The following is a 26,121-nucleotide window of genomic DNA, read 5'->3' as shown; positions in this document are numbered from 1 at the left end:
GGTAAATCGGGTGCACAAAAACAATGCGTGGCGTGGCCAGTTGTGCGGGGTGCAAAAGGAGAAAGGCGCCCGGTTTTGGGGGCGCCTTATGGTGGCCTCAGATTCCGGTGGCTGGGGAGGGTGGGACGGTGGCCGTGGGGGTCGCGCGCATGCTGGTTGCTCCTTGGAGGGAGATGGGGAGGCGCAGCTGGGCGGCGCCGGGGCGCCGCGCTCACATAGTGTAGTTATACCACTGCACAGAGCCTCGGTCAGCGGTCGACGGCGCAGGCGTCCCTGTTGAGGGAGAACCTGCTCGGCAGGGACGTGTCGCCCGTGTGGCTGACGAGATAACCCAGCGTGACGCTGCCGCCAGGGGCGATGGAGCCGTTGTGGGCGGCGTTGACCGCGGTGACGATGTCGCCGCTCTGGGTGAGGTCGGTGTTCCAGTCGGAGATGACGGTCTGCCCGCGCGAGAGGGGAAATCTCAGCGTCCACCCGTTGATCGGGGTGGTGCCGGTGTTGGTGATGGTGAGGTCGACGGTCATGCCGCCACCCCAGGTCTGCGTGGTGTGCCCGATGAGGCAGGCCGGCTTCGCGCGTTCGAACGAGACGCGGTGCAGGCCCCCGGGAAGGTCGTTGACGACGTACAGCTCGCCCTCCGGCGTGGCGCCGAACGCGGTGACCTGCGTCGGCGTCTGGCCGATCTCGGCCTGGTGATAGCCGCCCGCGCCGTCCTCGCGCAGCGCCCACACGGTGGAGGAGCAGTAGTCGGTGGCGATGTAGGTGCCGCCGACCAGGTCGGCGAACTCCTCGCCGTGATAGACCTGCCCGCCGATGACCGCGCAGCCGCCGGTGTGCGGGGAGTAGGTGAAGACCGGCTCGGTGTAGTCGGCGCCGGAGTCGCACTGGGTCTCGTCGAACACCTCCAGCCCCTCGTAGCAGGACCAGCCGAGGTTCGCGCCGGACTGCCGTCCGGGCTTGATGTGGTTGATCTCCTCCCACCTGCCCTGGCCGACGTCGGCGATCCACATCGAGCCGTCCGCCGGGTCGACGGAGAAGCGCCAGGGGTTGCGCCCGCCGTACATCCAGATCTCCTCGCGCGCGCCCGCGACGCCGGCGAACGGGTTGTCCTCGGGTACGCAGTAGGCCAGGTCGCCGCAGCTCCGGCTGACGTCGATGCGCAGGATCTTGCCCAGCAGGGTGTCCACGCGCTGCCCGGAGTCGAAGGGGTCGCCTGAGCCGCCGCCGTCGCCGATGCTCATGTACAGGTTGCCGTCGGTGCCGAAGGTGATCTGGCCGCCGTTGTGGTTGCTGTTCTCGGCGTGCTCCTGGGAGAGCAGGGGTTCGAGGTTCGCGTCGTCCAGCCCGTACCGTGCCAGGGTCACCGCGCCGTCCGGCAGCGCCGTGTAGGCGAGGTACACGTCATGGCTCTCGGCGAAGTCGGGAGAGAGGGCGATGCCGAGCAGCCCGCGCTCGTTGCCGGACTCGTCCACCGACGCCGTGATGTCGATGATCGGGGTCTGGCCGAGACCGGTGTCCGGGTGGTAGACCCGCACGGTCCCGCGCTTCTCGGTGACGAACAGCCTGTCCGTCCCGTCATCGGGTGCGGCGATGGCGGTGGGGCGGCGTAAACCGAAGGCGACCTGGGTGATGACCGTGTTGATCTCCTCCAGCGGCACCTCGGAGACGGACGTCGCCGCGGCGACCGGTGGGGTGAGCACGCCCACGGGGGCGAGCAGCGGCAGGGTCAGGGCGAGCAGTGCGGGGGCGGCCCAGCGTTTACCTGGCATGAGGGACTCCAGAGGCGAGGCGTCGTCGGATCGGACGGTATAGGCTCGCCCGCCGTCCCAACCAGGGCGGCGATCAAGATGTACGCGCGGAGCTGACGCGCCAGGCCATTGACACCATCTCACCTGCGGTGATGCGACATCCTCCGGCAAGGGCCGCCACCGGCCGCATGAAACGTACATCGCCCAGCGCGCGCGTGGCCGCCCGTTCGAGGCGCTGCTGTCCGCCGTCCGTGTGGGCGGTGCTGGCCGGTGCGGACTCGGTCGACGTCGAGGCGCTCAGTCAACAACCGCGAGGTGGTCGGCGGCGCCCCCGTGCCACTCGATCATGAAAAGGGTGGCGTCGTCGCTGGTGCGTTCGCTCCGTTCCTGCTTCAGCGTGTGGGAGAGCCGACGCAGATCCGCCCGCACTCCCTCCGACGCTTCTTCCCCCAGGCGCTTGACGCAGCGGATGAGGCGTTCCTCACCAAACGGCTCGCCACCGGCGACGCGCTCCTCGATGATGCCGTCGGTGTAGCACAGCACCCGGTCGTCCCGCTGGAGCATGTGCACTGCGATCCGGGGCTCCTCTCCGCCGAAGCCTACGGGCAACGTCGTCGCGCTCTCCAGCGTGCGCGCGACCCGGCCATCGCGGATCAGCAGCGGCGCGGGGTGTCCCGCGTTGACCAGCTCCAGCTCACCGGTGGTGATGTTCACCTGCATCAGCTGCGCCGTGACGAAGTGGTCAGGCCCGAACTGCCGGGAGATGGCATCGTCCATGAAGGCGTACTTCTCCGCCAGGCTGATGAACACGCGCCGGGCATGCCGGTAGGCGCCGATGGCGATGGTCGCCATCGAGGCGGCGTCCAGGCCGTGGCCCATCGCGTCGATCACGGCCACTTGCAGGATGTTGTCGTTCAGGGCGTAGTCGAAGCTGTCGCCGGCGACGCGGTAGGCGGGCTCCAGGATGCCGGCCACCTCGATCTGCGGCACGGACATCGACAGCGGCGGCAGCAGGCTCCATTGGATCTCCGCGGACACGCTCATCGGCTCCCGGCGCCGGGTCAGGAAGAACTGGTCGGTGTAGGCGTTCTTGGTGACCAGCATGTCGGCGACCAGACCGGCGAGCCGGCGTAGCAGGCGCCGGTCGTCGTCGGTGACGGCGTCCAGGGTCAGGGCCATCACCCCCACCTGATCGCTTCCGTCCAGCAGGGGCAGGTACATCCGTACGCCTCTGACCTGCGCAACCTCGACGACATCCGCGCTCAGGAAGGCCCGGCCGGCGGGGGAGTCGGCCATCGGCTTGGGCTGGCCCATGTGCAGCTTCCTGCCCGAAAGCGGCACCAGCAGCTCTTGGGCGTAGTCCTGGAGCAGGATCGAGACGTCACGGCCGCCAACCCTGGCCACTTCCTCCGCGATCAGCGGGGCGATCAGCTGCGGCGGCATCAGCCGTGCCCTGTCCAGCAGCAGGCCGAGCAGGCGCTCACCGAAACCCTCCGACCGGTCCACGATCTCCTCGCCCATGGCCGGGCTCACCCCCTCTTCCCCCGCCACTGACTTCATCTTCGGACGACGCTCGCGCTCCGGTGAGAGGTTCACCGAGGACATCGCCCGGCTGGCCACTGTCAGGGCGTGTCGTGGCAGCCCGCCGCTACAGGTACTGACCCGCCTCGGCGCTGGCTGTCTTCGACACACGCGCCGACACCACGTTGGCGAGGTTGATGACCACGCCGTTCACTTCGGTCTCACGGCCATATCTCGCTCGCATCAACACCAGGCCGCGCCGCTCGTCCATGGCACGGGCGATCGCCGCCACCGCCTCCGGTTCCCCGTCGAAGTCCCCGCTCATCACGGAGACGTCTTCGCCGCTTATCAGGTGGAATCGAATGATCAGTGCGACATTCTCCGGCACGGTCGGCTCCTTTCACCAGAATCCGCAAGGGACCTCCTGCCCAGGGTCGAATGCTGTAGGCGGCTGCCCTCCACATTCGCCTCCTGCGGGGCGGACGCGGTGCCCTCCAATCAAGCTGGGACACGGAAGTGACCATCGCGGCACCCGCTGCGCACCGGTTTGTTGCTCTGGTCAGTGGTCGATGATGAGGGCGTCCAAGGCGGCTTCCTTGTCGACTTCGCTCGGCAGGGCGTAGCGGCGTGTTTCTGGAAGCTGATCCGGCTGGTTGCGTGATCTTGAGGGCATGTTTCCGGAAACCACCTGGTCAGCCTACTTCCAGAATTGGGAAATTCTGGAAGTAGGAGGTAAGATAAACGTACCGAGGACTTTTCGAGCGTTGGCACTCAGGTCTGCGTCGCCCCCGGCGAACCACCACCGGCCTCTTCGGGGGCCCGGACAGGTCAGGCGACCATGACGCCGACACTTCTTTCTCCACCCGCACCGCTCAGCTCCACCTCATCCGCGATCCCCCGGGTCGATTCTGCGCTACGGCTCGGTCTCCATCCGGTGCTGGATCGGCGAGCTGTGGTGGACGGGGCCTGGTGGCCCTACTCCCGCGACGCGGCCACCGAACTGCCCGGCCTCATCGCCGCCGTCGACCGGCTGCTTGGCCGTGTAACGCTCCGCATCGGCCTGCATGGCGATGCGTGGCAGAGCATCCCGCACCGCATCCCGGCACGCGGGCGTCAGGTCCGCGTCGGCTGGTTCCGCCACACCGACCCGCGCCTGATCACTCTCATCTTCGCGGCCGGCGACCCGATCGTCCTGCTGGTCATCCCGCCGGACACCGCCGCCGGTCCCGCTGAGGCCACGCTCAAGCTCACCGCCCAGGACACCGCCGGCTTGAGCGTCGACGACGCTCTCACAGGCGCGCGTTTGCCGCCCGATCCCGTTCCGCCTCTGAGCGGGACGGCCGCCGACGGCACGGCCCGCTGGGAGAATGAGGGCGGGTCAGTCACCGGTCAGCAGCCGCCCTCCCTACCAGACGGCCATCAGCACCGGCGTAACCCGCGTTCCGTCTGCCGACCGGATCAGACGGTAGAAGGACCCGCCCGTTCCGGCGGACCGATCTCCAGCCGGCAGGCATCTCATCCCATTCCAGCTTCTCCAAAGGAATCCGCCATAACTGTCATCGACATCGCGCCACTCGGCGTGGCCGACCGGTCAAAGCCGACCACCGTTCATCTGTCCGGAGAGATCGACATCTTCACCAGCGCAGCGCTCCGCCGTCAACTGCTGAGCACGCTGCACTACAGCACGAGCCTGCTCATCCTCGACCTGTCGCAGGTGTCCTTCTGCGACGCCGGCGGCGTGGGCGTCCTGGTCGGCATCCAGCGCCGCGCCCGGTCGATGGGCATCACCTTGGCGCTGAAAGCGCCCCGCCCGTTCATGTCCCGGCTGCTGCACATCACCGGCCTGGACCGCAGCCTGCCGATGGTGGCGTGACCGGGGTGGGCGCCCAGGCCCCGGCATACGACGGGCGATCTCCGTTCCCGCACGCCGAGCAGCGCCTCAATGTCCATGCCGGGCAGGTGGCACTGACGATCACGATCGTCATCGCGCCGTTCATCGCGCTGGGTGCCGGAATCTGGCTGGCGTGGGGAAGGGGGATCACCCTCACCGACCTGCTGCTGACCGCCGTCTTCTACATCGTGACCGGGCTGGGAGTGACGGTCGGCTTCCATCGGCTGCTGACTCACCGCTCCTTCACCGCCCGCCCCTGGCTACGCATCGTCCTGGCCATGGCCGGATCGATGAGCTTCCAGGGCAACCTCATCGACTGGGTGGCCGTCCACCGCCGCCACCACGCCTTCACCGACCAGCCCGGCGACCCGCACTCCCCCTACCGCTACGGCACCGGTCCTGGCGGGCAACTGCGCGGCCTGGCCCACGCCCACCTGGGCTGGCTGTTCTCCAGCGAACCCACCTCAGCCGCACGGTATGCCCCTGACCTGCTGCGCAACGACCCGGCCATGCTGCGCATCTCACGCGCCTTCCCCGCCTTGTGCGCCGCCTCCCTGCTCCTGCCGTTTGCGGCGGGCTGGGCGATCAGCGGCAGCCCGTACGGCGGGCTGACCGCGTTCATCTGGGCCGGCCTGGTCCGCATCGCCCTGCTGCAACACGTCACCTGGAGCGTCAACTCCCTGTGCCACATGATCGGCGAGCGGCCGCACACCACCCGCCGCCACGACCGCTCCACCGACCTGTGGCCGCTGGCCCTGCTGTCCTTCGGAGAAAGCTGGCACAACGGCCACCACAGCCAGCCCAACTGCGCCCGGCACGGCCGAAGCGGCCGACAAATCGACCCTTCCGCCGCCCTCATCAGCCTGTTCGAACGCCTGAACTGGGCCACCAACGTGCACTGGCAGCCCCCCGAAATCCTCGGCCACCAACGCACGGTGGCCGGCAAACACACTCTGCGCGCCAGCATCCCACGCCCCGGCGAGACAAGAGACCCCGCATAGTCGGTAGTGAAGTGCGCCGATCGGCAGACGTCACAGTAGTCAGCCACGGATCCGGACCATTCGAGTCCTCCGCGTCAGGCCGAGGGACGGTCGTGGAGCAGGGCGGCCAGTTCCACCCGCGAGGTCACGCCCAGCTTGGGGAAGGCCTTGTAGAGGTGGTAGGCGACCGTACGAGGGCTGAGGAACAGGTGCGCGGCGATCTCCCTGTTGCTGGCGCCGGTGGTCGCCATCCGCACGACCTGGAGCTCCTGGGGCGTGAGCGCGGCCAGTCCGGCCGTGGCCGTGGCGGCGGGCTTGGAGCCGTGGCCGGTGGCGCGGAGTTCGGCGCTCGCGCGCTCCGCCCACGCCGTGGCGCCGAGCCGGTCGAAGGCCTCGAACGCGGCCTGCAGGGGTTCGCGGGCGTCGGCGCGGCGGCGTGCGCGGCGCAGCCACTCGCCGTAGGCCAGACGCGTGCGAGCGTGGTCGAAGGCCCGTGGCCGGCCGGAGAGCCCGGCGCGGTCATGGAGTTCGAGAGCCCGTTCGAAGTGGTTTTCCGCGTCGTCGTGGTCGGCGAGCAGCGCGGAGCAGCGGTGCAGCGCGGCCAGTGTCCAGTCGCGGCGCACCCTGGCCGACCAGGCGGCGTAGCGCGCCAGGTGCGGCCGGGCCAGGTCGGCCCTGCCCGCTCTGGCCGCGGCCTCGACCAGGTCGGGGGTCTGCATGATGGCGATCAGCGGATGGCCGCCGCTCACCGCGGCATGGGGCAGGAGGTGGGCCAGCGCCTCGTCGGCGTGGCCGAGCGAGAGGTCGAGCAGCCCCAGCGCCCACGAGGCGATGGCGGCGCTCGGCGGGATGCGCTGCGCCTCGGCGTGGCGCAGGCAGAGCATGGCCCGTTCACGGCACGACTCCTCCTCACCCGCCACCGCGTCCAGCCAGGCGAGCACCCCTCTGAAGTGGCAGGCGCGGTTGTCCTGGCCCAGCTCCACGGCCAGGTCGAGCCCTTCGGCGGCGGTGGCCGCGGCGAAGTGGTGGCGGCCGGACAGCAGTTCGGCCGAGGCGAGCAGCTGCAGCGCGAGGGGCAGCCAGCCGATGCGGCCCGCGGCCCGGCAGGCCCGCACCGCCTCGCCCGCCACGTCGGTCAGCCCCACGTCGTCGCCCACCATGGCGGCGGCCGCGGTCATGATCGCGCCGAGGGGCGTCTCGGGGGTGACCGCGCCGAGCGGCGGCCTGGCGTTCTCCATGCCGTCCACCGGGTGGTCGGCGCCGTCGACGACCTGGCCGAGGGCGAGCACCGTGCCGACCAGAGGCGTGAGCGGGCTGCCGTGCGGGAGAGGGACGGCGGCCAGCGCCTCGGAGGCCGAGCGCGTACGTGCCGGGTCGTTGAGGAACCAGCCGTTCTTCACGGCGTCGAGCAGCATGGTGGCGGCGAGTTCCGGATGCGTCCTCGCGATGGGCGCGGAGCGGTCGAGCAGCAGGCGGTGGACGTCGGCCGGGGAGCCGCGGTCGAAGGCGGCGCTCGCGCGGAGCAGGCCGAGCCTGGCCCGGCCCTCCGGGCCGGCGCCGGCGCGCTCCGCCTGGCCGGCGAGCGCCTCGGCGAGCTCGGGGTCGCCCGACGTGCCGGCGGCCTCCGCCGCGGAGACGAGCAGGGCGGCCCGGTCAGGAGCCGAGGCGGTCAGCCACGCCGCCCGCTCCAGCGCGACTGCCGCGGTGCCCGGAGCTCCGCGGCGCAGCGCGCGCAGGGCGCCGCGTTCGAGGTCGCGGGCCACCTCGGCGTCGGGTCCCGTCGCCGCGGCGGCGCGGTGCCAGGCTCCGCGTTCGGGATCGAGCGCTCTGGCCAGCGCCCGGTGCACGGCGAGCCGCCGGCTGAAGGGCGCGTCGTGGTAGACGGCGGTCCTGACGAGGGGGTGGCGGAACACCACGCGGCGGCCGTCGGCGGTGTCCTCGATCGTGACGATGCCCGCCCTCTCCGCGGCGTCCAGCGCCTGCGCGCGTACGCCCAGCTCGCCGGCCGCGCGGAGGACGGCGGCGAGCTCGCCGCCGTCCTCGGCTGCGGCCACGAGCAGCAGCGTGGCCGTGTCCGCGGGGAGGTCGCGAACGCGGTCGGCGTACAGGCGGCGCAGGTGGTCGGGGATCGGCAGCGGGCCGAGCAGCGGGGTGTGGGCGGTGCGCTGGTCCGCGGTGAGCGCCGTGGGCAGGTCGGCGAGGGCCAGGGGGTTGCCGCCGGCCGCGGCGGCGATCCGCTCGCGTACGTGCGCGGCCAGCTCCGGGTGCCGCTCGGCGAGGAAGGCGGAGGCGGAGGCGTGGTCGAGCCCTCGCACGGGCAGCTCGGGCAGCCCGGGGAAACGTGCGGGGTGGCCGTCGCGGACCGCGAACAGCAGCCCGATCGACTCGCCGGTCAGCCGCCGGCCCACGAACCCCAGCGCGTCGGCGGACGGCACGTCGAGCCAGTGCGCGTCGTCCACCACGCAGAGCACGGGGGTTTCCTCGGCCGCGTCGCCCAGCAACGTGAGCATGCCCAGCGAGACCAGCAACCGCCCGCCCGCGCCTTCCGCCGCCGGGCCGCCGTCGCCGGGCCCGGCCAGGCCGAAGGCGCGGGACAGCGCGGCGGCCTGCGGGCCAGGGAGCGCGCGAACGCCTGGGAGCAGGGGGCGCAGGAGCTGGTGCAGAGCGGCGAAGGGCAGGTCGGCCTCGCTCTCGACGCCGTGGACGCGCAGCACGCGGACGCCCTCCGCCCGGCCGGCGGAGTGGTCGAGGAGGGCGGTCTTGCCCGTGCCGGGCTCGCCGGTCAGCAGGAGCGCTCCGCTGCCGCCCGCCCGGACCGCCTCGATGAGGTGCTGGATCCGGCGGAGCTCCGCGTCGCGCCCGTACAGCATGTCTCGGAACCCTAGCCCACGGTCCGCGACCTCCCGCATCCCCACTGTTCGGTTGACGGATTCGGGACCCGGCCGGCTCCTCCTACCGTCGGGGTCCGTAATCACGAGAGGTCAGGGGGTGGCCGGAATGAAGGATCGCGGTGCCGTGGTCGTCACGGGCGCTTCGTCGGGCATCGGCAGGACGACCACGCTGGCGCTGGCCAGGGTGGGGTTCACCGTGTTCGCCGGGGTCAGGAGCGACGCCGCGGCCCAGGAGGTGGCGGCGCTGGCGCCGGGCAGGACGTTGCCGCTGCGGCTCGACGTCACCGACGGACATCTGATCGCGGAGGCGGTCGCGACGGTGTCCGATCACGTGGGCTCCGGCGGGCTGTCCGGCGTGGTGAACAACGCGGGCACCGGCTCGCCGTACCCGCTGGAGCTGATCCCGCTGGACGACCTGCGGCGCGAGCTGGAGGTCAACCTCGTCGGGCAGCTCGCGGTGGCCCAGGCCTTCCTGCCGTTGTTGCGCAGGGGAGCCGGACGGCTGGTGAACGTGGGCTCCGAGGGCGGGCGGATCACGCTGCCGTACATCGCCCCGGTCACCATGCCGAAACACGCGCTCGTGTCGCTCACCGACGCGCTGCGCATGGAGCTGCGCCCGTGGGGGATCCACGTGGTGCTGGTCGAGCCCGGCGCGACCGCGACCGCGGCGCCGGGCAAGATGATCGCCGCCGCCCGGCGGCTCGTCGACGGCCTGCCCGAGCAGGGCAGGCAGCTGTACGGCGAGTCGTTCGGCGCGGTCGTCGACCGGATCGCCGAGCGCAGCGACCGCGGCAGCCCGCCCGACGTGATCGCCCGCGCGATCCTGCGCGCGCTGACCGCGCCCCGCCCGGCGACCCGATATCCCGCGGGCGGGCACGCCAAGCTGCTCACCAAGCTGCCCCGGCTGCTGCCCGACCGCCTGCTCGACCGGCTCTTCCTGCGGATGCTCGGCATGGACCCGGCCTTCGGCGGCCGGCGGCACGAAGCCCGCCCCCGGCCCGCGACCCGAAAGCGAGATGGACGATGACCACTCTGCCCACTGACCCGATCACCTCGCTGGACGCGGACTTCGCTCCGATGGCGTTGCAGGTCGGCGAGTCGATGCTGGCCGTACCAGGACTGAGCATCCGGGAGAAGATGTTCACCTGGATCACCAGCGACGTGTGCGACGGCAATCTCGGGTTGCCGTTCGAGACGCATCTCAAGGTGCTGACCACCGCGGGCGGGGCCTCCTGGCAGACGGTCAGGGAGGTGCTGCGCCACCTGGCGCCGTACGCGGGCTACCCGGCCGTGGTGCGGGCGTTCGTCCGCCTGGCCGAGATCGAGGCCGCGCACCCGGAGGTGAAGGGCGTAGATCTGCCCGCGCCGGAAGCGTGGGAGCCTCCCGCCTACCCGGAGGGCGCCGACGCCGGGCTCGCCGCCTTCGCCACCGATCAGGCCGGGCGGCGGTGGGGGCGGCCGTACCTGACGCCGCGCGAGCGCGCGCTGATCTGCGTGGCCGCCGACGTCGTCCAGCAGACGCTCGGCACGCCCTTCCGCACGCACGTGGAGGCCGCCCGGCGCGCCGGCGTGGAAGGGGAGGAGCTGCGGTGGCTGCTGCGCATGATGGCCGAGCTGAGCGTCGGCCGGTCCATCGAGGCGATGGAGCGGCTCGACGCGTACCTGAAGGGGGGCACGTCGTGAGCGAGGACTTCCCGATGCCACGGGCCTGCCCGTTCGACCCGCCGCCCCGGTACGCCGAGCTCCGCGAGAGCGCGCCGGTCACCCGCGTCTCGATCCCCGGCGGCAGGACGGCCTGGCTGGTCACCGGTCACGCGAACGTACGCGCCGTGCTGTCGAACCCGCATGTCAGCTCCGACCGTACGCATCCCGGCTTCCCCCTGGTCATGCCCGGGTTCGGGCGGCACCTCAGGGGCTCGATCCTGACCATGGACCCGCCGGAGCACAACAGCCACCGGCGGATGGTCACCACCGAGTTCACGGTCAGGCGGGTGCAGGGCATGCGTCCCCGCGTGCAGGAGATCGTGGACGGGCGGATCGACGAGCTGCTGGCCGGGCCGCGCCCCGCGGACCTGGTGCAGGCGCTGTCCTTGCCGGTCCCGTCGCTGGTGATCTGCGAGCTGCTCGGCGTGCCGTACGGCGAGCGAGGGTTCTTCCACGCCCGCACGGCGGAGATCGTCAACAAGGGCACCACGGCCGAGCGGCGCGCGGCGGCGATGGGCGAGGTGCGCCGCTTCCTGCACCGGCTGGTCGGCGAGAAGGTTCGCGACCCTGGCGATGACCTGCTGAGTCGCCTGGTCGTGAAATACCAGGAAGCGGACATGTTCGACCATGAGGCGATGTCCGGGATGGCGCTCACGCTGCTGATCGCCGGGCACGAGACCACGGCGAACATGATCTCGCTCGGGACGCTCGCCCTCCTGGAGAACCCGGACCTGCTCGCCGAGCTTCAGGCGGACCCGACGCTCATGCCCGGCGCGGTCGAGGAGCTGCTGCGCTACTTCACCATCGTCGACCAGGCCACCTCCCGGGTGGCGACGCGGGACATGGAGGTGGACGGCGTGCTCATCCGCGCCGGAGAGGGCGTCATCGCCGCCGCCTCGTCGGCCAACCGCGACCCCCGCGCCTTCGAGGACCCGGACACCCTCGACGTCCACCGCTCCGCCCGCGGACATCTCGCCTTCGGCTTCGGCATCCACCAGTGCCTGGGGCAGAACCTGGCCCGGCTGGAGCTGGAGATCGTCTACACCACGCTGTTCCGCCGCGTCCCCGGCCTGAGGCCGGCCGTGCCGTTCGACGAGCTGCCGTTCAAGCAGGACGCGAACGTGTACGGGCTGCACCGCCTCCCGGTGACGTGGTGAGCGGCGTGCCTGCCGGCATGGAGGTCGGCGTCGACCAGGACCTGTGCTGCGCCGCCGGCCAGTGCGTGCTGATCGCGCCCGACGTGTTCGACCAGCGTGCGGAGGACGGCGTCGTGGTCCTGCTCGACCCGGCGCCGCCGCCCGGACTGCACGACGCCGTGCGCGAGGCCGCCCAGGTCTGCCCGGCCATGGCCATCTCGGTACGGGAGGCGCCGTGACCGTCCACGACCATGTGGTCGTGGTGGGCGCCTCGGTCGCGGGCATCACCGCGGCCGAGGCGCTGCGCCGCAACGGCCACAGGGGGAGGCTGACCGTCGTCGGCGCGGAACACCGCGCTCCCTACGACCGGCCGCCGCTGTCGAAGCAGGTGCTGTCCGGGGCGTGGCCGCCGGAGCGGATCGTGTTGCGGCCGCGGGATCGGCTCGCCGCGCTCGACCTCGACCTGCGCCTCGGCGTGGCCGCGACCGGCTTGGACCACGACGGGCGCAGGCTGCGCGTGACCTCTGGCGGCCCGCTCGGCTATGACGCGCTGATCATCGCCACCGGCGTGCTGCCCCGCCGCCTGCCGGGCGACGACCTGGCCGGTGTGCACTACCTCCGCACGCTCGACGACGCCCTCGCGTTGCGTGCCCGGCTCCAGCCGGGGGCGCGCCTGCTGGTCGCCGGCGCGGGCTTCATCGGCGCGGAGGCCGCCGCCGTGGCCGCCGGTCTCGGCGTGCACGTGACCATGGTCGAGCCCGGCCCCGCGCCGATGGCCGGCGTGCTCGGGGCCGAGCTGGGCGGGATGCTGGCCGAGGTGCACGCGGAGCGCGGCGTGCACGTCCGCTGCGGCACCGCGATCGCGGCCCTGACCGGTTCCGCCGCGGGGGAGGTGACGGGCGCGGAGCTTACCGACGGCACGCATATCGCCGCGGACGCCGTCCTGGTCGGCGTCGGCACCGTTCCGGCGACGGCGTGGCTGTCCGGCAGCACCATCCCCCTGAGCGGCGGCGTGGTGGAGTGCGACGCGTACGGTCAGGCGGTCCCCGCCGTGTACGCGGCCGGAGACGTCTGCGCCTGGCACCACCCGCGCTACGCCGGACGTATCCGCGTCGAGCACCGTACGAGCGCCGCCGAACAGGGCGCCCTGGCCGCCGCCAACCTGCTGGCCGCCCCGGACGCCCGCCGCCCGCTGACCGGCATCCCGTACTTCTGGTCCGACCAGTACGACCTGAAGATCCAGGCGTTCGGCCTGGTCAGCGCCGGATGCGAGGTGGAGGTCGGGCACGGCGGCACGGCCGAGCGCCGCCTGGTGGCCGCCTATTCCCGCGAGGGCCGCACCGTGGGCCTCGTCGGCATCGGCATGCCCCGGCAACTGCGCGCCTGCCGCACCCTGCTCGCGTCCGGCGCGGCGTGATCCCGATCAGGCGGACGGCAGCCCGGGCGCGCCGGTGCGGGCCGGGGTGCGGGTGGTGCAGGACACCATCAGGGCCACCCGCCGACGGATCGCCGGTACGAGCCCGGCCAGCGCGAATGCCGACGTCCGCAGCACGTGCACGGCCACGGTGTCGAGGGTGACCAGCCGCATGATGCGGTCGGTGAAGGCGACGACCTGCCGGGCCGCGTCCATCCGGCGGCGCCGGTAGCCGGCCAGCGCGGTGGCCGCGTCCTCGCCCCGGTGGATCGTGGCCAGGGTGGCGGCCAGGTCGTGGGCGTCCTGGATGCCGGTGTTCATGCCCATTCCGCCCGCCGGGCTGTGCACGTGCGCCGCGTCGCCGGCCAGGGCTGCCCGGCCGCGGCCGAAGTCGTCGGCGATGCCGTGGTGCAGCAGGACCCCGGCGCTCTTGTGCACGGTGGTGATCGTGGCCCGCGGCAGGCCCCGCTGCCGCAGGTGGCCCTGCACCTCGGCGCGCGAGGGCGGATCGGGGCGCCGGCCGCCGGGGGAGCGTACGGAGATGATCAGACGCCACCGGCCGCGGGGCAGCGGGGCCAGGAACAGCAGGCCGTGCCGGCTGGGCATGATGTGGGCCAGGCCGGGGTCGGGGCCGTCGCGCATGTCCACGTCGGCGGAGAGGAACGCCGTGTCGTAGGTGTGGCGGGGGAGGCCGACGCCGATCGCGTCGCGCACGGTGCTGTGCAGGCCGTCCGCGCCCACGAGGTGCCGGGCGCGGACGGTGAACGGCCGGCCGCCGGGGTCCTCGCCGGTGATCTCGTAGTGGTCGCCGTCCTGGCGGGCGCCGGTCACGCGGTGGCCGGACAAGGGGGTGTGTCCCAGCTCGGCGAGGCGAGCGTACAGCTCGGCCTCCGTGGTGGCCTGCGGCACGAGCAGCACGTACGGGAATCGCGAGGGCACCTCGCCCAGCGGGATGCGCATGAGCGCGCGCCCGCGTACCGCGATGCGGAAGTCGCGCACCAGCGTGCCTTCCCGCAGCAGGTCGCCGGCCACGTCCAGCTCGTCGAGCACCTCCAGCGCGCCCGCGTGCACGACCAGGCCGCGCGACTCCGTCACCGGCCCGTGGCCCGCGTCCAGCAGCACGAAGGGCACTCCCGCGCGCGCCAGCCCGATGGCGGTGACCAGCCCGGCGGGGCCGGCGCCCACGACGCACACGAACGTGTTCATCGCGCGTCCACGAGCGCGTTCACCTCGCGTGCGGTCGCGTCCGCGTCGGTCCGCGTCGCCCGGCCGTCCTCCACCACCACGGCGCCGTTGACCAGGACCAGCGAGGCGGCGTCGCTCAGGCCGGTGAACAGCAGCGCGGCCAGCGGATCGTGCACGCCGGCGCGGTCGACGGAGGTCAGGTCCCAGCAGGAGACGTCGGCGGCCCGGCCCACGGCGAGCGAGCCGAGGTCGGGGCGGCCGAGGCAGGCGGCGGAGCCGCGCGTGGCCATCGCCAGCAGCTCTCTCACGGTGGGCCATTCCTCGGGACCGGTACGCGGAGCGCGGTGCGCGAGGGCGGCGACGCGCAGGTCGCCCAGGAGGTTGGAGCCGTCGTTCGTCATCGATCCCGTCGTGCCGAATCCGAGGGTGACGCCCTCGTCGAGGTAGCGGCGTACGGGGGCCAGGCCCCAGCCGAGTTTGAGGTCGGCGGCCGGGATGTGGGCCACGCCGATGCCCGCCGCCGCGTACTCGGCGATCTCCTCCGGCGGCGGCGTGACCGCGTGGGCGACCCACAGCCGGTCGTTGGCGAAGCCGTGCTCGGCCAGGATCCGCCAGGGTGACGAGCCGAACCTGGCCTGGGCGAAGCGGGTGTCCTCGTGGTGGTGCAGGTGGGTGTGGAGCCGGACGCCCGGGTGCGCCGCCGCGAGCGCGGCGAACGCCTCGAAGATCTCCGGTACGTCCGACACCACGCCGGAGGGGGCGAGCACGATCCGCGTCATCGCGTACGGCTCGGGGTCGTGGTGGGCGGCGATGAGGTGTTCGGCGTGCCGCACGATGGCGTCGACCGGTTCGGCGAAGACGTCGTCGACCATGCCGCCGCGGGCCTTGGAGAAGGTCACGCTGCCGCGTCCCGCGTGCAGGCGCACGCCGACCTCGGTGGCGGCTTCGATGGTGGCCTCGACGTACGGTTCCGGGTCGTCGCCCGGGAAGATCGTGTGCTGGTCGGCGACGGTGGTCACGCCGCCGAGCACGGACTCGGTGAGCGCGGCGCGGGCGGTCGCGCCGACGGCGCCGGCGTCGAACCTGCCCTCTTTCCAGCGCCGGAGCACCAGCTCGTTCTGCAGGCCGAGGAAGCGCGGCATGCCGGAGCGCTCCAGCGCGGGAAGGGTGCGCATCGAGGCCTGGTACAGGTGCTGGTGGGCGTTGATGAGCCCGGGGAGCGCGAGCAGCCCGGTGCCGTCGATGACCCGGTCGACGCCGTCGGCGGGCAGGCCGTGGCCGATGGCGGCGATCCTGGGCCCGTCGATGAGGATGTCGGCGCCGGTCAGTTCGCGGTCTTCGGCGTCGAAGGTGGCCACGTACGCGAGGCCCCTGAGGAGAACCTTCACGATCACTCCCATGCTGTAAACGTATGTTTGCAAACGATCGTATGCATACGAGCGCTGATATTGTCAACGCCATGGACGACGACGGGACCTGGACGCCGGTGGCGCGCTTCAGCGAACGGTCGGCACCGACCCGGCGGGCGATCCTGGAGGCGGCGCGGGCCAGGTTCGCCAAGGACGGCTACGAGAAGACCACGATCAGGGGCATCGCGGCCGACGCCGGGGTGACCGCCGCGATGGTGGTGCGCTACTACGGCAGCAAGGCCGACCTGTTCGCGCTGACCACGCAGGCCGGCTTCGCCGCGCTCGACCTGACCGGCGTGCCGCGCGGGGAGATCGGCCGCCGCTTCGCCCGCGCCGCGCTGGAGCCGTGGGAGCGCGGCGGCAACGAGGCCATGGCCGCGCTGCACCGCGCCGCGATGACCCGCGACGACGCCGCCGAGGCCGTGCAGCGGCTGGTCGACCGCCAGGTGCTACCCGCACTGAAGGCCGCCAGGCCCGACGACCCGGCCATCGAGGTGAAGGCGGGCCTGGTGCACGGGCAGGGCCTCGGCGTGATCGTCGGCCGCTACCTGCTCCGCCTGGAGCCGCTGGCCTCCATGGACTTCGAGGACCTCGTCGCCGCGGTCGGCGACAACGTGCAGCGCTACCTCGACGCTTAGGGGCGCACCGGGATTTCCGGCAAAACTAGTAGGAAATGTTGACTTATCCGGAATGTCGGCTTAGCGTCATCAACATGAGGCAGGATCCCCTCCTGACCAAGCGCTCCCACGTGGACTTCGGCCACGTCGCCAGCGCCCAGTGTCGTTGATCACGGATATGTAGCCGCGGGCCCCGCCGCCCGCCTTCTTCGTGCCGCCGGCGTGGCCGACGACGCCCACGCCCTCGCCGACCATGACGACCCCGCGCCCCGGACCGACCGCCGGGGCGCCGCGTGAGCATGCCTTCTCCCCGTGAGGAACCCTCTCGTGATCAATCCATCGCCGACATCAGGCCACCCCAGCGACCGCGCGTACCGGACGGAGCCACTCGCATGACCGACACCCTGCCCGACCGCGCCCTGGCCGCCGACCGGTTCCGGCAGGCGCTCGCCGTGCACGCCGCCGGCGTCGTGATCATCACCGCGCAGAACGGCGGTGTCCCCGCCGGGCTCACCGCCACCTCCTTCTCCTCCGTCAGCCTCGACCCGCCCCTGGTCTCCTTCTACGTGGACCGCTCCTCCACCACCTGGCCGCAGCTCGGCGCCGCCGACCACTTCGCGGTCAACATCCTGGCCAGCGACCAGGCCGGCCTGGCCGCCCGGTTCGCCCGCAAGAACATCGACCGTTTCGCCGCCCCCACCCGCTGGCGGCCGGGACCGCTGGGCGCCCCGCTGCTGCACGACGTCTCCGCACACCTCATCTGCCTGCCCTACGAGCGGGTCGAGGTTGGCGACCATCTCCTGGTCGTCGGCCTGGTCGCGGAGGCCGGCGTGCGGCACGCGGGCCGCCCGCTCCTCTACCACCAGGGCCGCTTCGGCCGCTTCCTGGCCCACCCCGACTCCTGAACCCGCACCTGGCGCCCGCCGTCCCCTGCACCCCCGCATCCAGCTCGTCTCCCGGAACCCGCTCGGCTCCTTCGACCCTCGCCACGCCGTCGGCCGCCTGGTCGCCGAGCCTCTGCGCCTGCCCGGGACCGAACGCCACGCGCGGGTCCTCGACTCGCCGGCCTCTGGAGTTCTCCAGTCAGCTCGTACGGCCGTCCGGCGTGCTCGTCGCCCGGTACGCCGGAGCGGGTGCCGGGCGACCTCTCGATCTTCGGTTGTAAATCAATCGATCGTTTGCTTAATATTGAGGGGTACGCCACCGGCCCGCGGTGGCCACGAGGACAGGAGTCCCGTTCATGTCCGAGCTCTCCCACCACCTGCTCGACCGCGAGACCAAGGAACGCCCGCCGGACTACTACGGCCCCAACCTCAGCCCGGTCGGCCTGGAATTCCGGGCGCGGGAACTGGGCGCGGGCGTGCACGCGCTCATGGCCACCGTCCCGCCCAAGGACAACAACGGCGTCGTCGCCGGCACGAAGGCGTCGCTTATCATCGACTCCGGCGTGACCCCGGCGGTCGGCGCGCAGGTCCAGCGCGCGGCGAAAGAGGTGACCGGCCGGCCGCTGCGCTACCTCGCCAACACGACCTACCACGGCGACCACACGTTCGGGAACATCGCCTTTCCCGACGACGTGACCGTGATCACCTCGCGGGAGAACCGCGACAACATGCACGACCTGGCCTACGAGAAGGAGATGCGCTCCAAGAACATGTACGGCGCCGAGGCCGAATTCGACGCCTTCACCACCTGGCGGCTGCCGGACGTCGTCTTCGACACCCACGCCGAGATCGACCTGGGCGGCACCACCGTCGAGCTGCACCGTTTCGGTCCCGGCAACGGCCCCGGCGACACGATCGTCTACGTCCCCTCGGCGCGTACCGCCTGGACCGGCAACTACCTGTGCGCGGCCGGATCGGCGCACATGATGTTGCAGGGCGGTCCCGTGCCCTACATCCAGGGGCTGCGCGCGTTGAAGGCGGGCCTGCCCGAGCTGGAGACCATCGTCCCCGGCCACGGCCCGATCGGCGACGGGCCGCAGGCGATCGACGCGCTGCTCGCCTACCTCGAACGCCTCCAGGACGAGGTGAGCACCGCCCACCAGGCAGGCGTCCCCATCGACGAGGTCTACGCCCGCTGCACCGACCCGTGGGCCGGCGGGCTGGACCCGGAGTTCGCGGCCAGGCTCGACGCCTACCCCAGCCCTCCGGCGCCCCCGCACGCGGACTTCCTCGGCATGTGCCGCCAGCTCCACCGCATCTGCGTGATGATGACCTACCGCATCTGCGAGAAGGTCTCCTGACGACGGGGAGCTCCCGCCTTCCGCGCGCGCCGGCGTCCGGCAGGAGCACATCAGGACGCCCGCGGCCGTCAGAACTCGACAAGGAGACCGAGCACGTGGAAACCCACACGCGCCCGTTCCGGTTCGGGGTGAACCTGAACGCTGCGGGCACCCGCGCGGAATGGGCGGTCAAGTGCCGCGCCGCCGAACGGCTCGGCTACGACGTGATCGGGGTGGGCGACCACCTCGACCTGCCTGCCCCGTTCCCGGCGCTGCTGCTGGCCGCCGAGGTGACCAGACGGCCACGGGTCTCCACGTTCGTGCTCAACACCGGGTTCTACAACCCCGCGCTGCTCGCCCGCGAGGCCGCCACCACCGACGGGCTCACCGGCGGGCGGCTGGAGGTCGGGCTCGGCGCCGGGCAGATCGTCGAGGAGTACGGACGGGCCCGGATGCCCACGCCGACCGCACACGACCGGCTGGCCGACCTCGAGGCCGCGGTGACCTGGCTCGGGCGGGTCATGGGCGACGCGGCGTACCGGCCGAGGCCGGCCGGCCGGCTGCCGCTGCTGGTGGCCGGGCGCGGCGACCGGCTGCTGCGGCTGGCCGCGCGGCACGCGGACATCATCGCCTACAACAGCATGGCGGCCGGGCCCGCCGGCCCCGCGCTCGCCGATCCGAGCACAGTCGCGGAGCGGGCGGCGTTCATCCGGGCGGCGCTCGGCGCGCGGGCCCGCGCGGTGGAGCTCAACGTGGGAGCCAGGACCGTGATCGTCACGGGGGACCGGCGTGCCGCCGCCGAGCGGCTGCTGCCGGAGCTGGCGCCACACCTCACGGTCGATGAGCTGCTGCGGCTCCCCGCGGTTCTGATCGGCACCGCGGCACACATCGCCGAGCAACTCCGCGAACACCGCGAGCGGCTCGGCTTCAGCTACATCACCGTGCTCGAAGCCTCGATGGAGACCTTCGCCCCGGTGATCGAACTTCTCGCAGGAAGGTGACCGCCGATGGAACGGACGACCTGCCTGATCGCGGGCGGCGGGCCTGCCGGGCTGATCCTGGGACTGCTGCTGGCCAGGGCCGGCGTGCGCGTGACGGTGCTGGAGAAGCACGGCGACTTCCTCCGGGACTTCCGCGGCGACACCGTGCACGCCTCGACGGTCCGGCTGATGGACGAGCTGGGTCTCGGGGAGGCCTTCCGCGCCATCCCCCAGAGCAAGCTCGGCAACCTGGGCATGCCCGCCCCCGACGGAAGCCGCATCGAGCTCGGTGACTTCGACGCCCTGCCCGCCCCGTACAACTACGTGGCGATGATCCCGCAGTGGGAGTTCCTCGACTTTCTCGTTGCGGCGGCCGGGCGCGAGCCGACCTTCACCATGAAGATGAACACCGAGGTCACCGGGGTGCTCAGAGAGGACGGCCGGGTCGCCGGCGTGCGCACGCGTGACCGCGACGGCGTGATGGGCGAGATCCGGGCCGACCTGACGGTGGGCTGCGACGGGCGCCACTCGATCCTGCGGCGCGAATCGGGGCTCGCCGTGCGAGAGTTTCCCGTGCCGTTCGACACCTGGTGGTTCCGCCTGCCCAGGTTCGAGCACGAACGCGGCTCGGCCGCCGAACTGCTGCCCGACTTCCAGGGCAAGGAGGTGCTGCTGACGTTCGTGCGCCCGGAGTACTACCAGATCGCGTACTTCACCGAGAAGGGCGCCGACCCCCGGTTGCGGGCCGAGGGCGTGGAGCGGTTCCGCGAGCGGGTGGCGCGGCTGCGTCCCCAGTACGCCGACCGGGTGGACGAGATCACGTCCATGGACGACCTGCACCTGCTCGACGTCCGGCTGAACCGGCTGGCGGGCGACTGGCACGTGGCCGGCCTCCTGATGATCGGCGACGCCGCCCACGCCATGTCGCCGGCGGGCGGGATGGGGATCAATCTCGCGATCCAGGACGCGGTGGCCGCCGCCACGTACCTCGCCGAGCCGCTGTTGGAGGGGCGCGTGAACGGCCACGACCTGGCCAGGGTTCGCCGCAGGCGACGCTTTCCCACCCACCTCGTGCAGGTCATGCAGCGCGTTCTGCACCGGCTCCTCTTCGCGCCCGCGTTCGCGGGCAAGCGCTCCGGGGCCCCGAAGATCGCGATCTACCTCGCCCGGGTGCCCGGGTTCAAGCGGATCCCCGCGCGGATGATCGCCTTCGGCCCTCGCCCGGAGCACGCCCCGCCCTTCGCACTGCGCTGATCGCCCTCGCCACGCATGAACCACGATGTGGAGAAGACAAGGATGAACATGCCGACATTCCGACGCCGCGGGGCAGCGGTGCTCACCGTGCTCGCCGTGGGCCTGGCCGCACTTTCCGGCGTCGGCGACGTGTCCGCCGCCGCGGCGGAGTACATGCCGGCCTCCACCTATGTGGTGCCAGGCGGGCAGGTCTTTCCGGAGAGCGTGTGCGCCGACCCGGTGAGCGGCTTCTTCTACGTCAGCGGCGCCCGCGACGGCACCATCTACCGCGGGCGTCCCGGCGTGCGCAGGCTGGAGGTCTACCTGCCGGGCGGGACCGACGGCCGCACGATGGCGCAGGGGCTGAGGCTGGACGATCGCGGCAGGCTCTACGTGGCGGGCGGCGTGACCGGGCAGATGTGGGTGTACGACACCCGTGACCGGTCGCTGGTCCGCCGTTTCGACACCGGGCTGCGGGAGGGCACCTTCGTCAACGACCTGGAGTTCGACGCGGACGGCAACGCCTATTTCACCGACTCCCACACACCCGTCCTGTGGCGCGTCCCGGCCTCGGAACTGGTCAGGACGGAGCGGCCGGGCACCCCGGAGCGGTTCCTCGACTTCAACGACACCGTGGTGCGCTACCAGGAGGGCTTCAACGTCAACGGGGTCGTGCCGGCCCGCGGCGGCCGGAGCCTGATCGTCATCCAGTCCAACACCGGGAAGCTCTACCGGATCAGGCTCGCCACCCGCGACGTCTCCGAGATCCCGCTGAAGGGCGGGCCGCTCTCCTCCGGAGACAGCATCACGCCCGTGAGCGGGGACCGGTTGCTGATCACCCGCAACGTCCAGAACCAGATCGTCACTGTGCGGCTCGGTGCCTCGGGCGCGAGTGTCACGAAGGTCTACCGGGACGCGACGTTCAGGTATCCCACGGCCGCCGTGATCCACCGGGGTCGGCTGCTGGTGCCCAACAGCCAGTTCGACAAGTGGGAGCAGGATGATCCCGAGCTGCCGTTCACGGTGAGCGCCGTGCCGCTGAAGAACGTCCTGGGCGTCAGGTGAGGTCGGCGAGGTCCTCCTCGGTGAGGGTGATGGCTCGGGCGGCGAGGTTGGCTTCCAGGTGGGCCACCGAGCCTGTGCCGGGGATGGCCAGAATCGCGGGGGACCTGGCCAGGAGCCAGGCGAGGGCGATCTGGTGGACGGTGGCGTTGTGGCGTCCGGCGACCTTGGCCACGGCGGAATGGTCGATCTCGGTCTTTCCACCCCCGAGAGGGAAGAAGGGGACGAAGGCGATGCCGGCCTGGGCGCAGGTGTCCAGGAGGGCCGCGTCGTCGCGGCCGGCGATGTTGAAGTGGTTCTGGACGGCTGCGACGGGAGCGATCGCGCGGGCCTCGGCGAGGTGGTGGGCGTCGACGTTGCTGACGCCCAGGTGGCGGATCAGGCCTTCTTCGCGCAGGGCGGCGAGCGTCTCGAAGCGTTCGGCGAGCGATTCGCCCTGGGGCGTTGTCGTGGTGCCGATGCGGAGGTAGACCAGGTCGAGGCGGTCGAGGCCGAGACTCCGCAGGTCGGCCTCCACCTGAGGCCGCAGATCGGCGGAGCTGCCCTCGCCGAGACCGCCGGGACCGGGGACGGGGCCCACTTTGGTGGCGATGACGAGGTCGTCCGGGTAGGGGGCGAGGGCTTCGCGGATCAGGGTGTTGGCGTGTACGGAGCCGTCCTGGCTGCGGTAGAAGCCGGCCGTGTCGATGTGGTCGACGCCGAGCTCGACGGCGCGGCGCAGGACGGCGCGGCCGGTCCCGGGATCGCGGGCCGGCTCACCCGGACGGGACTGGGGCAGGCGCATGGCGCCGAGGCCGAGCCGCCCGACCGTCAGGTCGCCGCCGAGCAGGAAGTGGCCGGTCATCTCTCTCCAAGTGGTGTGATGGGATTTGCCCGGGCAGGCCGGGCCGGCCTCGGCGCGGCTCGCTGCAGCGGATGTGCGCTGCCCTGAGCTGCTCGTACGCGCGGATCGGCCGTGGCGGCGCGCTGGAGCCCCCGACGAACGTGACCGTCTCCTCGAGCGGCGCGCGGCCCGTGCGGACGTGATCGACCGTGACGTCCTCGAAGCCGATGGAGACGCCGCAGAAGAGGATGAGCCCGTCCGGAGGGTGCAGGACCTCCGCGACGGTCTCGCGATAGACCGACCAGGCCATCTGCGGGCAACTGTGCAGCCCTTCGGCCCGGAGCAGCAGCATGACGGTCTGCAGGTACATGCCGACGTCGGCCCATTGCGGCCGGCCCATGTCGCGGTCGATGTAGCAGAACAGGGCGGCGGGCGCGCCGAAGCAGTCCCAGTTCTCGGCCGCGGCCCGCTGGCGCGCCTCCCAGTCGTCGCGTCCGATCCCGAGCGCGCCGTAGCGTTCGCGGCCGAAGGCGGATCGGCGCTCGCGGTAGGGGGACTTCAGTGCGGGAGGGTACATCTCGTACTCCCGCTCGTCCCAGGGGTCGCCGGCGGCCAGGCGCTCGCCGGCGCGCCTCTTGATCTCGGCCAGTGGCTCGCCGGTCACCACGTAGACGTGCCAGGGCTGGAGGTTCGACCCGGACGGCGCCCAGGCGGCGGCTGACAACACGCGCCTGAGCGCCTCCATCGGGACGGGCTGGTCGGTGAAGCCGCGCACCGCCCGCCGGCTCGTGACCGTTTCGTAGACATCCATGATCGCCGCTCCCTCGGCTCTCTTGGTTACATCTATGATGGTATCAAACGATACGGTCTCATTCAATACGATATGCGGGCGGTGCTCACGTGCCCCCGGGATAGGCGATCCGGGTCAGCAACTCCTTCAACTGCTCGGCCTCGCCGGGCTCCAGATCGGCGACCAGCCGCTCGGCCTGCGGCTCCGCCGCCACGTGGGCGGCGTCGAACAGCTCGACGCCCTGCGGGGTGATCTCCACCGCCCGCACCCGCCGGTCGCCGGGAACCGCCTTGCGCACGGCCAGCCCTTTGCGCTCCAGGTCGTCCACGACCCGCATGATTCCGGCCTTGTCCGACCCTGTCGCCGCCGCCAGGTCGCGCTGAACCGTGGGCCCGCGGTTCATCAGCACGATCAGCACGGCGAAGTGCCGCAACTCGATGCCGAGCGGCCGGAGCGCCTCCGCCATCACCGTGCCGGCCCGCCAGTGCGCCTGGCGCAGGAGCAGGCCGAGGGCGAAGGGCGAGGTGTCGCCGGGGCGGTCGGTCGCGCGCGGGGTATCGGGAACATCGGCGGTCATGGCGACAGGCTACCGAATATCGTTGCGTCTGAAACTTTCTCGGATGTATCACGAATCCGGGAAACGCTCAGCCACCGGCGCCTTCCGCCCGCCCGCGCCGGCGCGCCGCCCTCACCAGGCCACAGGGCCGAGACGATCGACGAAGATCCCGGTCGGCCCGTCGGGCCCGACCGTCGCGAGCCTGACGATCGAGTCGGTGCCCTCGGTGACCGTCAGCTCGCCGGTGTGACGGTTCATGTCGGTCGCGGCGAACTTGCGGTTGGCCACCTCTCCGGGAGTGGCGACGTTGAACTTGATCTGCGGGAGCGCCTGGGCGTACCGGACGGTGATCATGTTCAGTGCCGCCTTCGACGAGCTGTAGGCGAGCTCGTGCATCTTCGACACGGGCTGCTCCGGGTCGGTCACGACCCCGAAGGAACCGCCGCCGCTGGACACCATCACCACCCGCGGATGGTCCGCCGCCCTCAGCAAGGGGAGGAACGCGTGCGTGACCCTGACCGGTCCGTACACGTTGGTGTCGTAGACGGAATGAATCTCCTCGGCTGTCGCGTCCGCCGGCGCGATGATCCTTCCCGGCGCGCCGGCGTTGTTGATCAGCACGTCCAGCCGGTCGGTGTGCTTCCTGACGAGCCGTACGGCGTCGTCCACCGACGTGTCCGAGGTCACGTCCAGCGGAACCATGACCACGTTCGCGCCACCGGCGGTGAGCCTGGCGGCGGCCTCCCGTCCCCGCCCTTCGTCACGCGAGCCGAGAAAGACCGTCCAGCCCCGCTCGCCGAGCCGCCGGGCCGCTTCGAAACCGAGTCCCTTGTTGCCTCCGGTGATCAACACCGAGGTCCCTTCCGTGTTCGTCATGCCCTCTGGGACGATGTAGCCCGCGCGGCTGTGACACTGGTGAGCGGCCCCACGCTGCGATGTCACAGATCGGGCCGGCCCTCTCGTCTCATGTACGAGGCCCCACGCCGAAGCCGAGCACGAAGTGGATCATGATGACGCGAGAGCAGGAATTCGAGGAGCTGCGACCGCTGCTGTTCTCGATCTCTTACCGGATCCTGGGCAGCGTGACCGAGGCCGAGGACGCCGTCCAGGAGACCTGGCTGCGCTTCGCGACCTCCTCGTCGCAGCCGCGATCCACCAAGGCGTTCCTGTCGGCGACGGTCACCAGGCTCTCGATCGACGTCCTGCGTTCCGCCCGCGTCCGCCGGGAGGAGTACGTCGGGCCGTGGGTCCCGGAACCGCTGCTCGCCGACCCCTACGACGACCCGGAACGCTCCGCGGAACTGGCCGACTCGGTGTCGATGGCGGCGCTGCTCCTGCTGGAGCGGCTCAGCCCGCTCGAACGAGCCGTCTTCGTGCTCAGGGACGTGTTCAGGTTCGAGTTCGCGGAGGTCGCCTCGGCGGTGGGCCGTTCTGAGGCGGCCTGCCGGCAGCTCGTGTCGCGGGCACGCCGTCACATGCAGGAGGGGCAGCCCCGGTTCGAGGCCGACCGGAGGAAGCGCGAGGAGCTCGCCGGACGTTTCTTCGACGCGCTCAAGGAAGGGGACGTCGACCGGTTGCGCGAGCTGCTCGCCGCCGACGTTCAGCTGGTCAACGACGGCGGCGGCAAGGTCGGTGGGCCGCGCCGCGTCACCGGCACGGACAAGGTCATCAGGGTTCTGGCCGCCGCCGTGCCGTCGTTCATCACCCAGATCGGCGCCGTGGTGGAGCCGCGCGAGGTCAACGGCCAGCCGGGCGCGATCGTCCGCGACCGCGACGGCAGGATCATCACCGCCTGGGCCCTCGACATCCTCGACGAACGCATCCAGACCATCCGCTCGTTGGTCAATCCAGACAAGCTCGGGCACCTGGGCCCCGTCGCGGACACCGGCGCGATCGTCCGCGAACAGAAGCAGGCCCGCCGGCGCCCCACATGACCTCGCCCGTCCGGCGACCCTGG

General features: G+C 71.8%; 24 protein-coding genes. 14 read left to right on the top strand and 10 right to left on the bottom strand.

The features are described from left to right. Positions 1-248 precede the first annotated feature (248 nt). From ABGB14_RS41540 to ABGB14_RS41530, 3 genes are all read right to left on the bottom strand, one after another. A complete protein-coding gene (locus ABGB14_RS41540) occupies positions 249-1,769 on the bottom strand; it encodes a PQQ-dependent sugar dehydrogenase (RefSeq protein ID WP_347649370.1) in 1,521 nt (506 codons plus the stop codon). A 276-nt stretch (positions 1,770-2,045) separates the two neighbouring features. Then, positions 2,046-3,299, bottom strand: coding sequence for a PP2C family protein-serine/threonine phosphatase (locus ABGB14_RS41535; protein ID WP_347649369.1), 1,254 nt, complete (start codon positions 3,297-3,299; stop codon positions 2,046-2,048). A 97-nt stretch (positions 3,300-3,396) separates the two neighbouring features. Then, positions 3,397-3,657, bottom strand: a complete 261-nt coding sequence (locus tag ABGB14_RS41530) for a hypothetical protein (RefSeq protein WP_347649368.1) — start codon at positions 3,655-3,657, stop codon at positions 3,397-3,399. Positions 3,658-4,107: 450 nt separating this feature from the next. Between ABGB14_RS41530 and ABGB14_RS41525 the strand changes: the two genes are divergently transcribed. Together ABGB14_RS41525 and ABGB14_RS41520 are read left to right on the top strand one after the other, a co-directional pair. After that, positions 4,108-5,142, top strand: a complete 1,035-nt coding sequence (locus ABGB14_RS41525) for an STAS domain-containing protein (RefSeq protein WP_347649367.1) — start codon at positions 4,108-4,110, stop codon at positions 5,140-5,142. Continuing rightward, positions 5,139-6,161 (top strand): fatty acid desaturase, encoded by a 1,023-nt coding sequence (locus tag ABGB14_RS41520; RefSeq protein ID WP_347649366.1) that lies wholly within the window; start codon positions 5,139-5,141, stop codon positions 6,159-6,161. The genes ABGB14_RS41525 and ABGB14_RS41520 overlap by 4 nt, the downstream gene beginning before the upstream one ends. 74 nt (positions 6,162-6,235) lie before the next feature. Here ABGB14_RS41520 and ABGB14_RS41515 read toward each other — a convergent pair whose 3' ends face one another. Continuing rightward, complete coding sequence (locus ABGB14_RS41515; RefSeq protein WP_347649365.1) at positions 6,236-9,010, bottom strand: AAA family ATPase; 2,775 nt, start codon at positions 9,008-9,010, stop codon at positions 6,236-6,238. A 127-nt stretch (positions 9,011-9,137) separates the two neighbouring features. Here ABGB14_RS41515 and ABGB14_RS41510 point away from each other — a divergent pair, with 127 nt between their 5' ends. From ABGB14_RS41510 to ABGB14_RS41490, 5 genes are read left to right on the top strand one after another with little or no spacing between them, the layout of a single operon-like run. After that, a complete protein-coding gene (locus ABGB14_RS41510) occupies positions 9,138-10,058 on the top strand; it encodes an SDR family NAD(P)-dependent oxidoreductase (protein ID WP_347649364.1) in 921 nt (306 codons plus the stop codon). After that, positions 10,055-10,714 carry a carboxymuconolactone decarboxylase family protein gene (locus ABGB14_RS41505; protein WP_347649363.1) on the top strand — a complete coding sequence of 220 codons (660 nt, stop codon included), beginning with the start codon at positions 10,055-10,057 and terminating at the stop codon, positions 10,712-10,714. The genes ABGB14_RS41510 and ABGB14_RS41505 overlap by 4 nt, the downstream gene beginning before the upstream one ends. Further along, positions 10,711-11,892 carry a cytochrome P450 gene (locus ABGB14_RS41500; RefSeq protein ID WP_347649362.1) on the top strand — a complete coding sequence of 394 codons (1,182 nt, stop codon included), beginning with the start codon at positions 10,711-10,713 and terminating at the stop codon, positions 11,890-11,892. The genes ABGB14_RS41505 and ABGB14_RS41500 overlap by 4 nt, the downstream gene beginning before the upstream one ends. Before the next feature lie 17 nt (positions 11,893-11,909). Further along, positions 11,910-12,110, top strand: a complete 201-nt coding sequence (locus ABGB14_RS41495) for a ferredoxin (protein WP_347649417.1) — start codon at positions 11,910-11,912, stop codon at positions 12,108-12,110. Further along, positions 12,107-13,288 (top strand): FAD-dependent oxidoreductase, encoded by a 1,182-nt coding sequence (locus ABGB14_RS41490; RefSeq protein WP_347649361.1) that lies wholly within the window; start codon positions 12,107-12,109, stop codon positions 13,286-13,288. The genes ABGB14_RS41495 and ABGB14_RS41490 overlap by 4 nt, the downstream gene beginning before the upstream one ends. Before the next feature lie 6 nt (positions 13,289-13,294). Here ABGB14_RS41490 and ABGB14_RS41485 read toward each other — a convergent pair whose 3' ends face one another. Both ABGB14_RS41485 and ABGB14_RS41480 read right to left on the bottom strand, forming a co-directional pair. Then, on the bottom strand, positions 13,295-14,491 hold the full coding sequence (locus ABGB14_RS41485; RefSeq protein WP_347649360.1) for an NAD(P)/FAD-dependent oxidoreductase: 1,197 nt from the start codon (positions 14,489-14,491) through the stop codon (positions 13,295-13,297). Then, the gene (locus ABGB14_RS41480) at positions 14,488-15,870 is read right to left on the bottom strand and encodes an amidohydrolase family protein (protein ID WP_347649359.1); all 1,383 of its coding nucleotides are present in this window, start codon (positions 15,868-15,870) and stop codon (positions 14,488-14,490) included. The genes ABGB14_RS41485 and ABGB14_RS41480 overlap by 4 nt, the downstream gene beginning before the upstream one ends. 59 nt (positions 15,871-15,929) lie before the next feature. On the opposite strand from ABGB14_RS41480, the gene ABGB14_RS41475 reads away from it, so the two are divergent. From ABGB14_RS41475 to ABGB14_RS41450, 6 genes are all read left to right on the top strand, one after another. Next, complete coding sequence (locus tag ABGB14_RS41475; protein WP_347649358.1) at positions 15,930-16,517, top strand: TetR family transcriptional regulator; 588 nt, start codon at positions 15,930-15,932, stop codon at positions 16,515-16,517. Positions 16,518-16,888: 371 nt separating this feature from the next. After that, entirely contained in the window at positions 16,889-17,401 is a 513-nt protein-coding gene (locus ABGB14_RS41470; RefSeq protein WP_347649357.1) for a flavin reductase family protein, read from the top strand. Positions 17,402-17,736: 335 nt separating this feature from the next. Continuing rightward, complete coding sequence (locus ABGB14_RS41465; RefSeq protein WP_347649356.1) at positions 17,737-18,741, top strand: MBL fold metallo-hydrolase; 1,005 nt, start codon at positions 17,737-17,739, stop codon at positions 18,739-18,741. A 95-nt stretch (positions 18,742-18,836) separates the two neighbouring features. Next, on the top strand, positions 18,837-19,721 hold the full coding sequence (locus tag ABGB14_RS41460; RefSeq protein ID WP_347649355.1) for a TIGR03621 family F420-dependent LLM class oxidoreductase: 885 nt from the start codon (positions 18,837-18,839) through the stop codon (positions 19,719-19,721). 6 nt (positions 19,722-19,727) lie between these two features. Then, positions 19,728-20,954, top strand: coding sequence for an FAD-dependent oxidoreductase (locus ABGB14_RS41455; protein WP_347649354.1), 1,227 nt, complete (start codon positions 19,728-19,730; stop codon positions 20,952-20,954). A gap of 48 nt (positions 20,955-21,002) precedes the next feature. Further along, positions 21,003-21,998, top strand: a complete 996-nt coding sequence (locus ABGB14_RS41450) for a hypothetical protein (protein WP_347649353.1) — start codon at positions 21,003-21,005, stop codon at positions 21,996-21,998. Here ABGB14_RS41450 and ABGB14_RS41445 read toward each other — a convergent pair. The 4 genes from ABGB14_RS41445 to ABGB14_RS41430 form a co-directional block, all read right to left on the bottom strand. Further along, positions 21,991-22,839 (bottom strand): oxidoreductase, encoded by an 849-nt coding sequence (locus ABGB14_RS41445; protein WP_347649352.1) that lies wholly within the window; start codon positions 22,837-22,839, stop codon positions 21,991-21,993. The genes ABGB14_RS41450 and ABGB14_RS41445 overlap by 8 nt on opposite strands. Then, positions 22,751-23,629 carry a nitroreductase gene (locus ABGB14_RS41440; protein WP_347649351.1) on the bottom strand — a complete coding sequence of 293 codons (879 nt, stop codon included), beginning with the start codon at positions 23,627-23,629 and terminating at the stop codon, positions 22,751-22,753. Before ABGB14_RS41440 ends, ABGB14_RS41445 begins: the two co-directional genes overlap by 89 nt. Before the next feature lie 85 nt (positions 23,630-23,714). Beyond that, on the bottom strand, positions 23,715-24,185 hold the full coding sequence (locus ABGB14_RS41435; RefSeq protein WP_347649350.1) for a MarR family winged helix-turn-helix transcriptional regulator: 471 nt from the start codon (positions 24,183-24,185) through the stop codon (positions 23,715-23,717). A 111-nt stretch (positions 24,186-24,296) separates the two neighbouring features. Continuing rightward, positions 24,297-25,040 carry an SDR family oxidoreductase gene (locus ABGB14_RS41430; RefSeq protein WP_347649349.1) on the bottom strand — a complete coding sequence of 248 codons (744 nt, stop codon included), beginning with the start codon at positions 25,038-25,040 and terminating at the stop codon, positions 24,297-24,299. A gap of 131 nt (positions 25,041-25,171) precedes the next feature. Between ABGB14_RS41430 and ABGB14_RS41425 the strand changes: the two genes are divergently transcribed. Continuing rightward, on the top strand, positions 25,172-26,098 hold the full coding sequence (locus tag ABGB14_RS41425; RefSeq protein ID WP_347649348.1) for an RNA polymerase sigma-70 factor: 927 nt from the start codon (positions 25,172-25,174) through the stop codon (positions 26,096-26,098). Positions 26,099-26,121 lie beyond the last annotated feature (23 nt).

The sequence above is a fragment of the Nonomuraea sp. B10E15 genome, assembly GCF_039871615.1.
Taxonomy (GTDB): domain Bacteria; phylum Actinomycetota; class Actinomycetes; order Streptosporangiales; family Streptosporangiaceae; genus Nonomuraea.
This window is presented reverse-complemented; position numbering and strand designations above follow the sequence as displayed.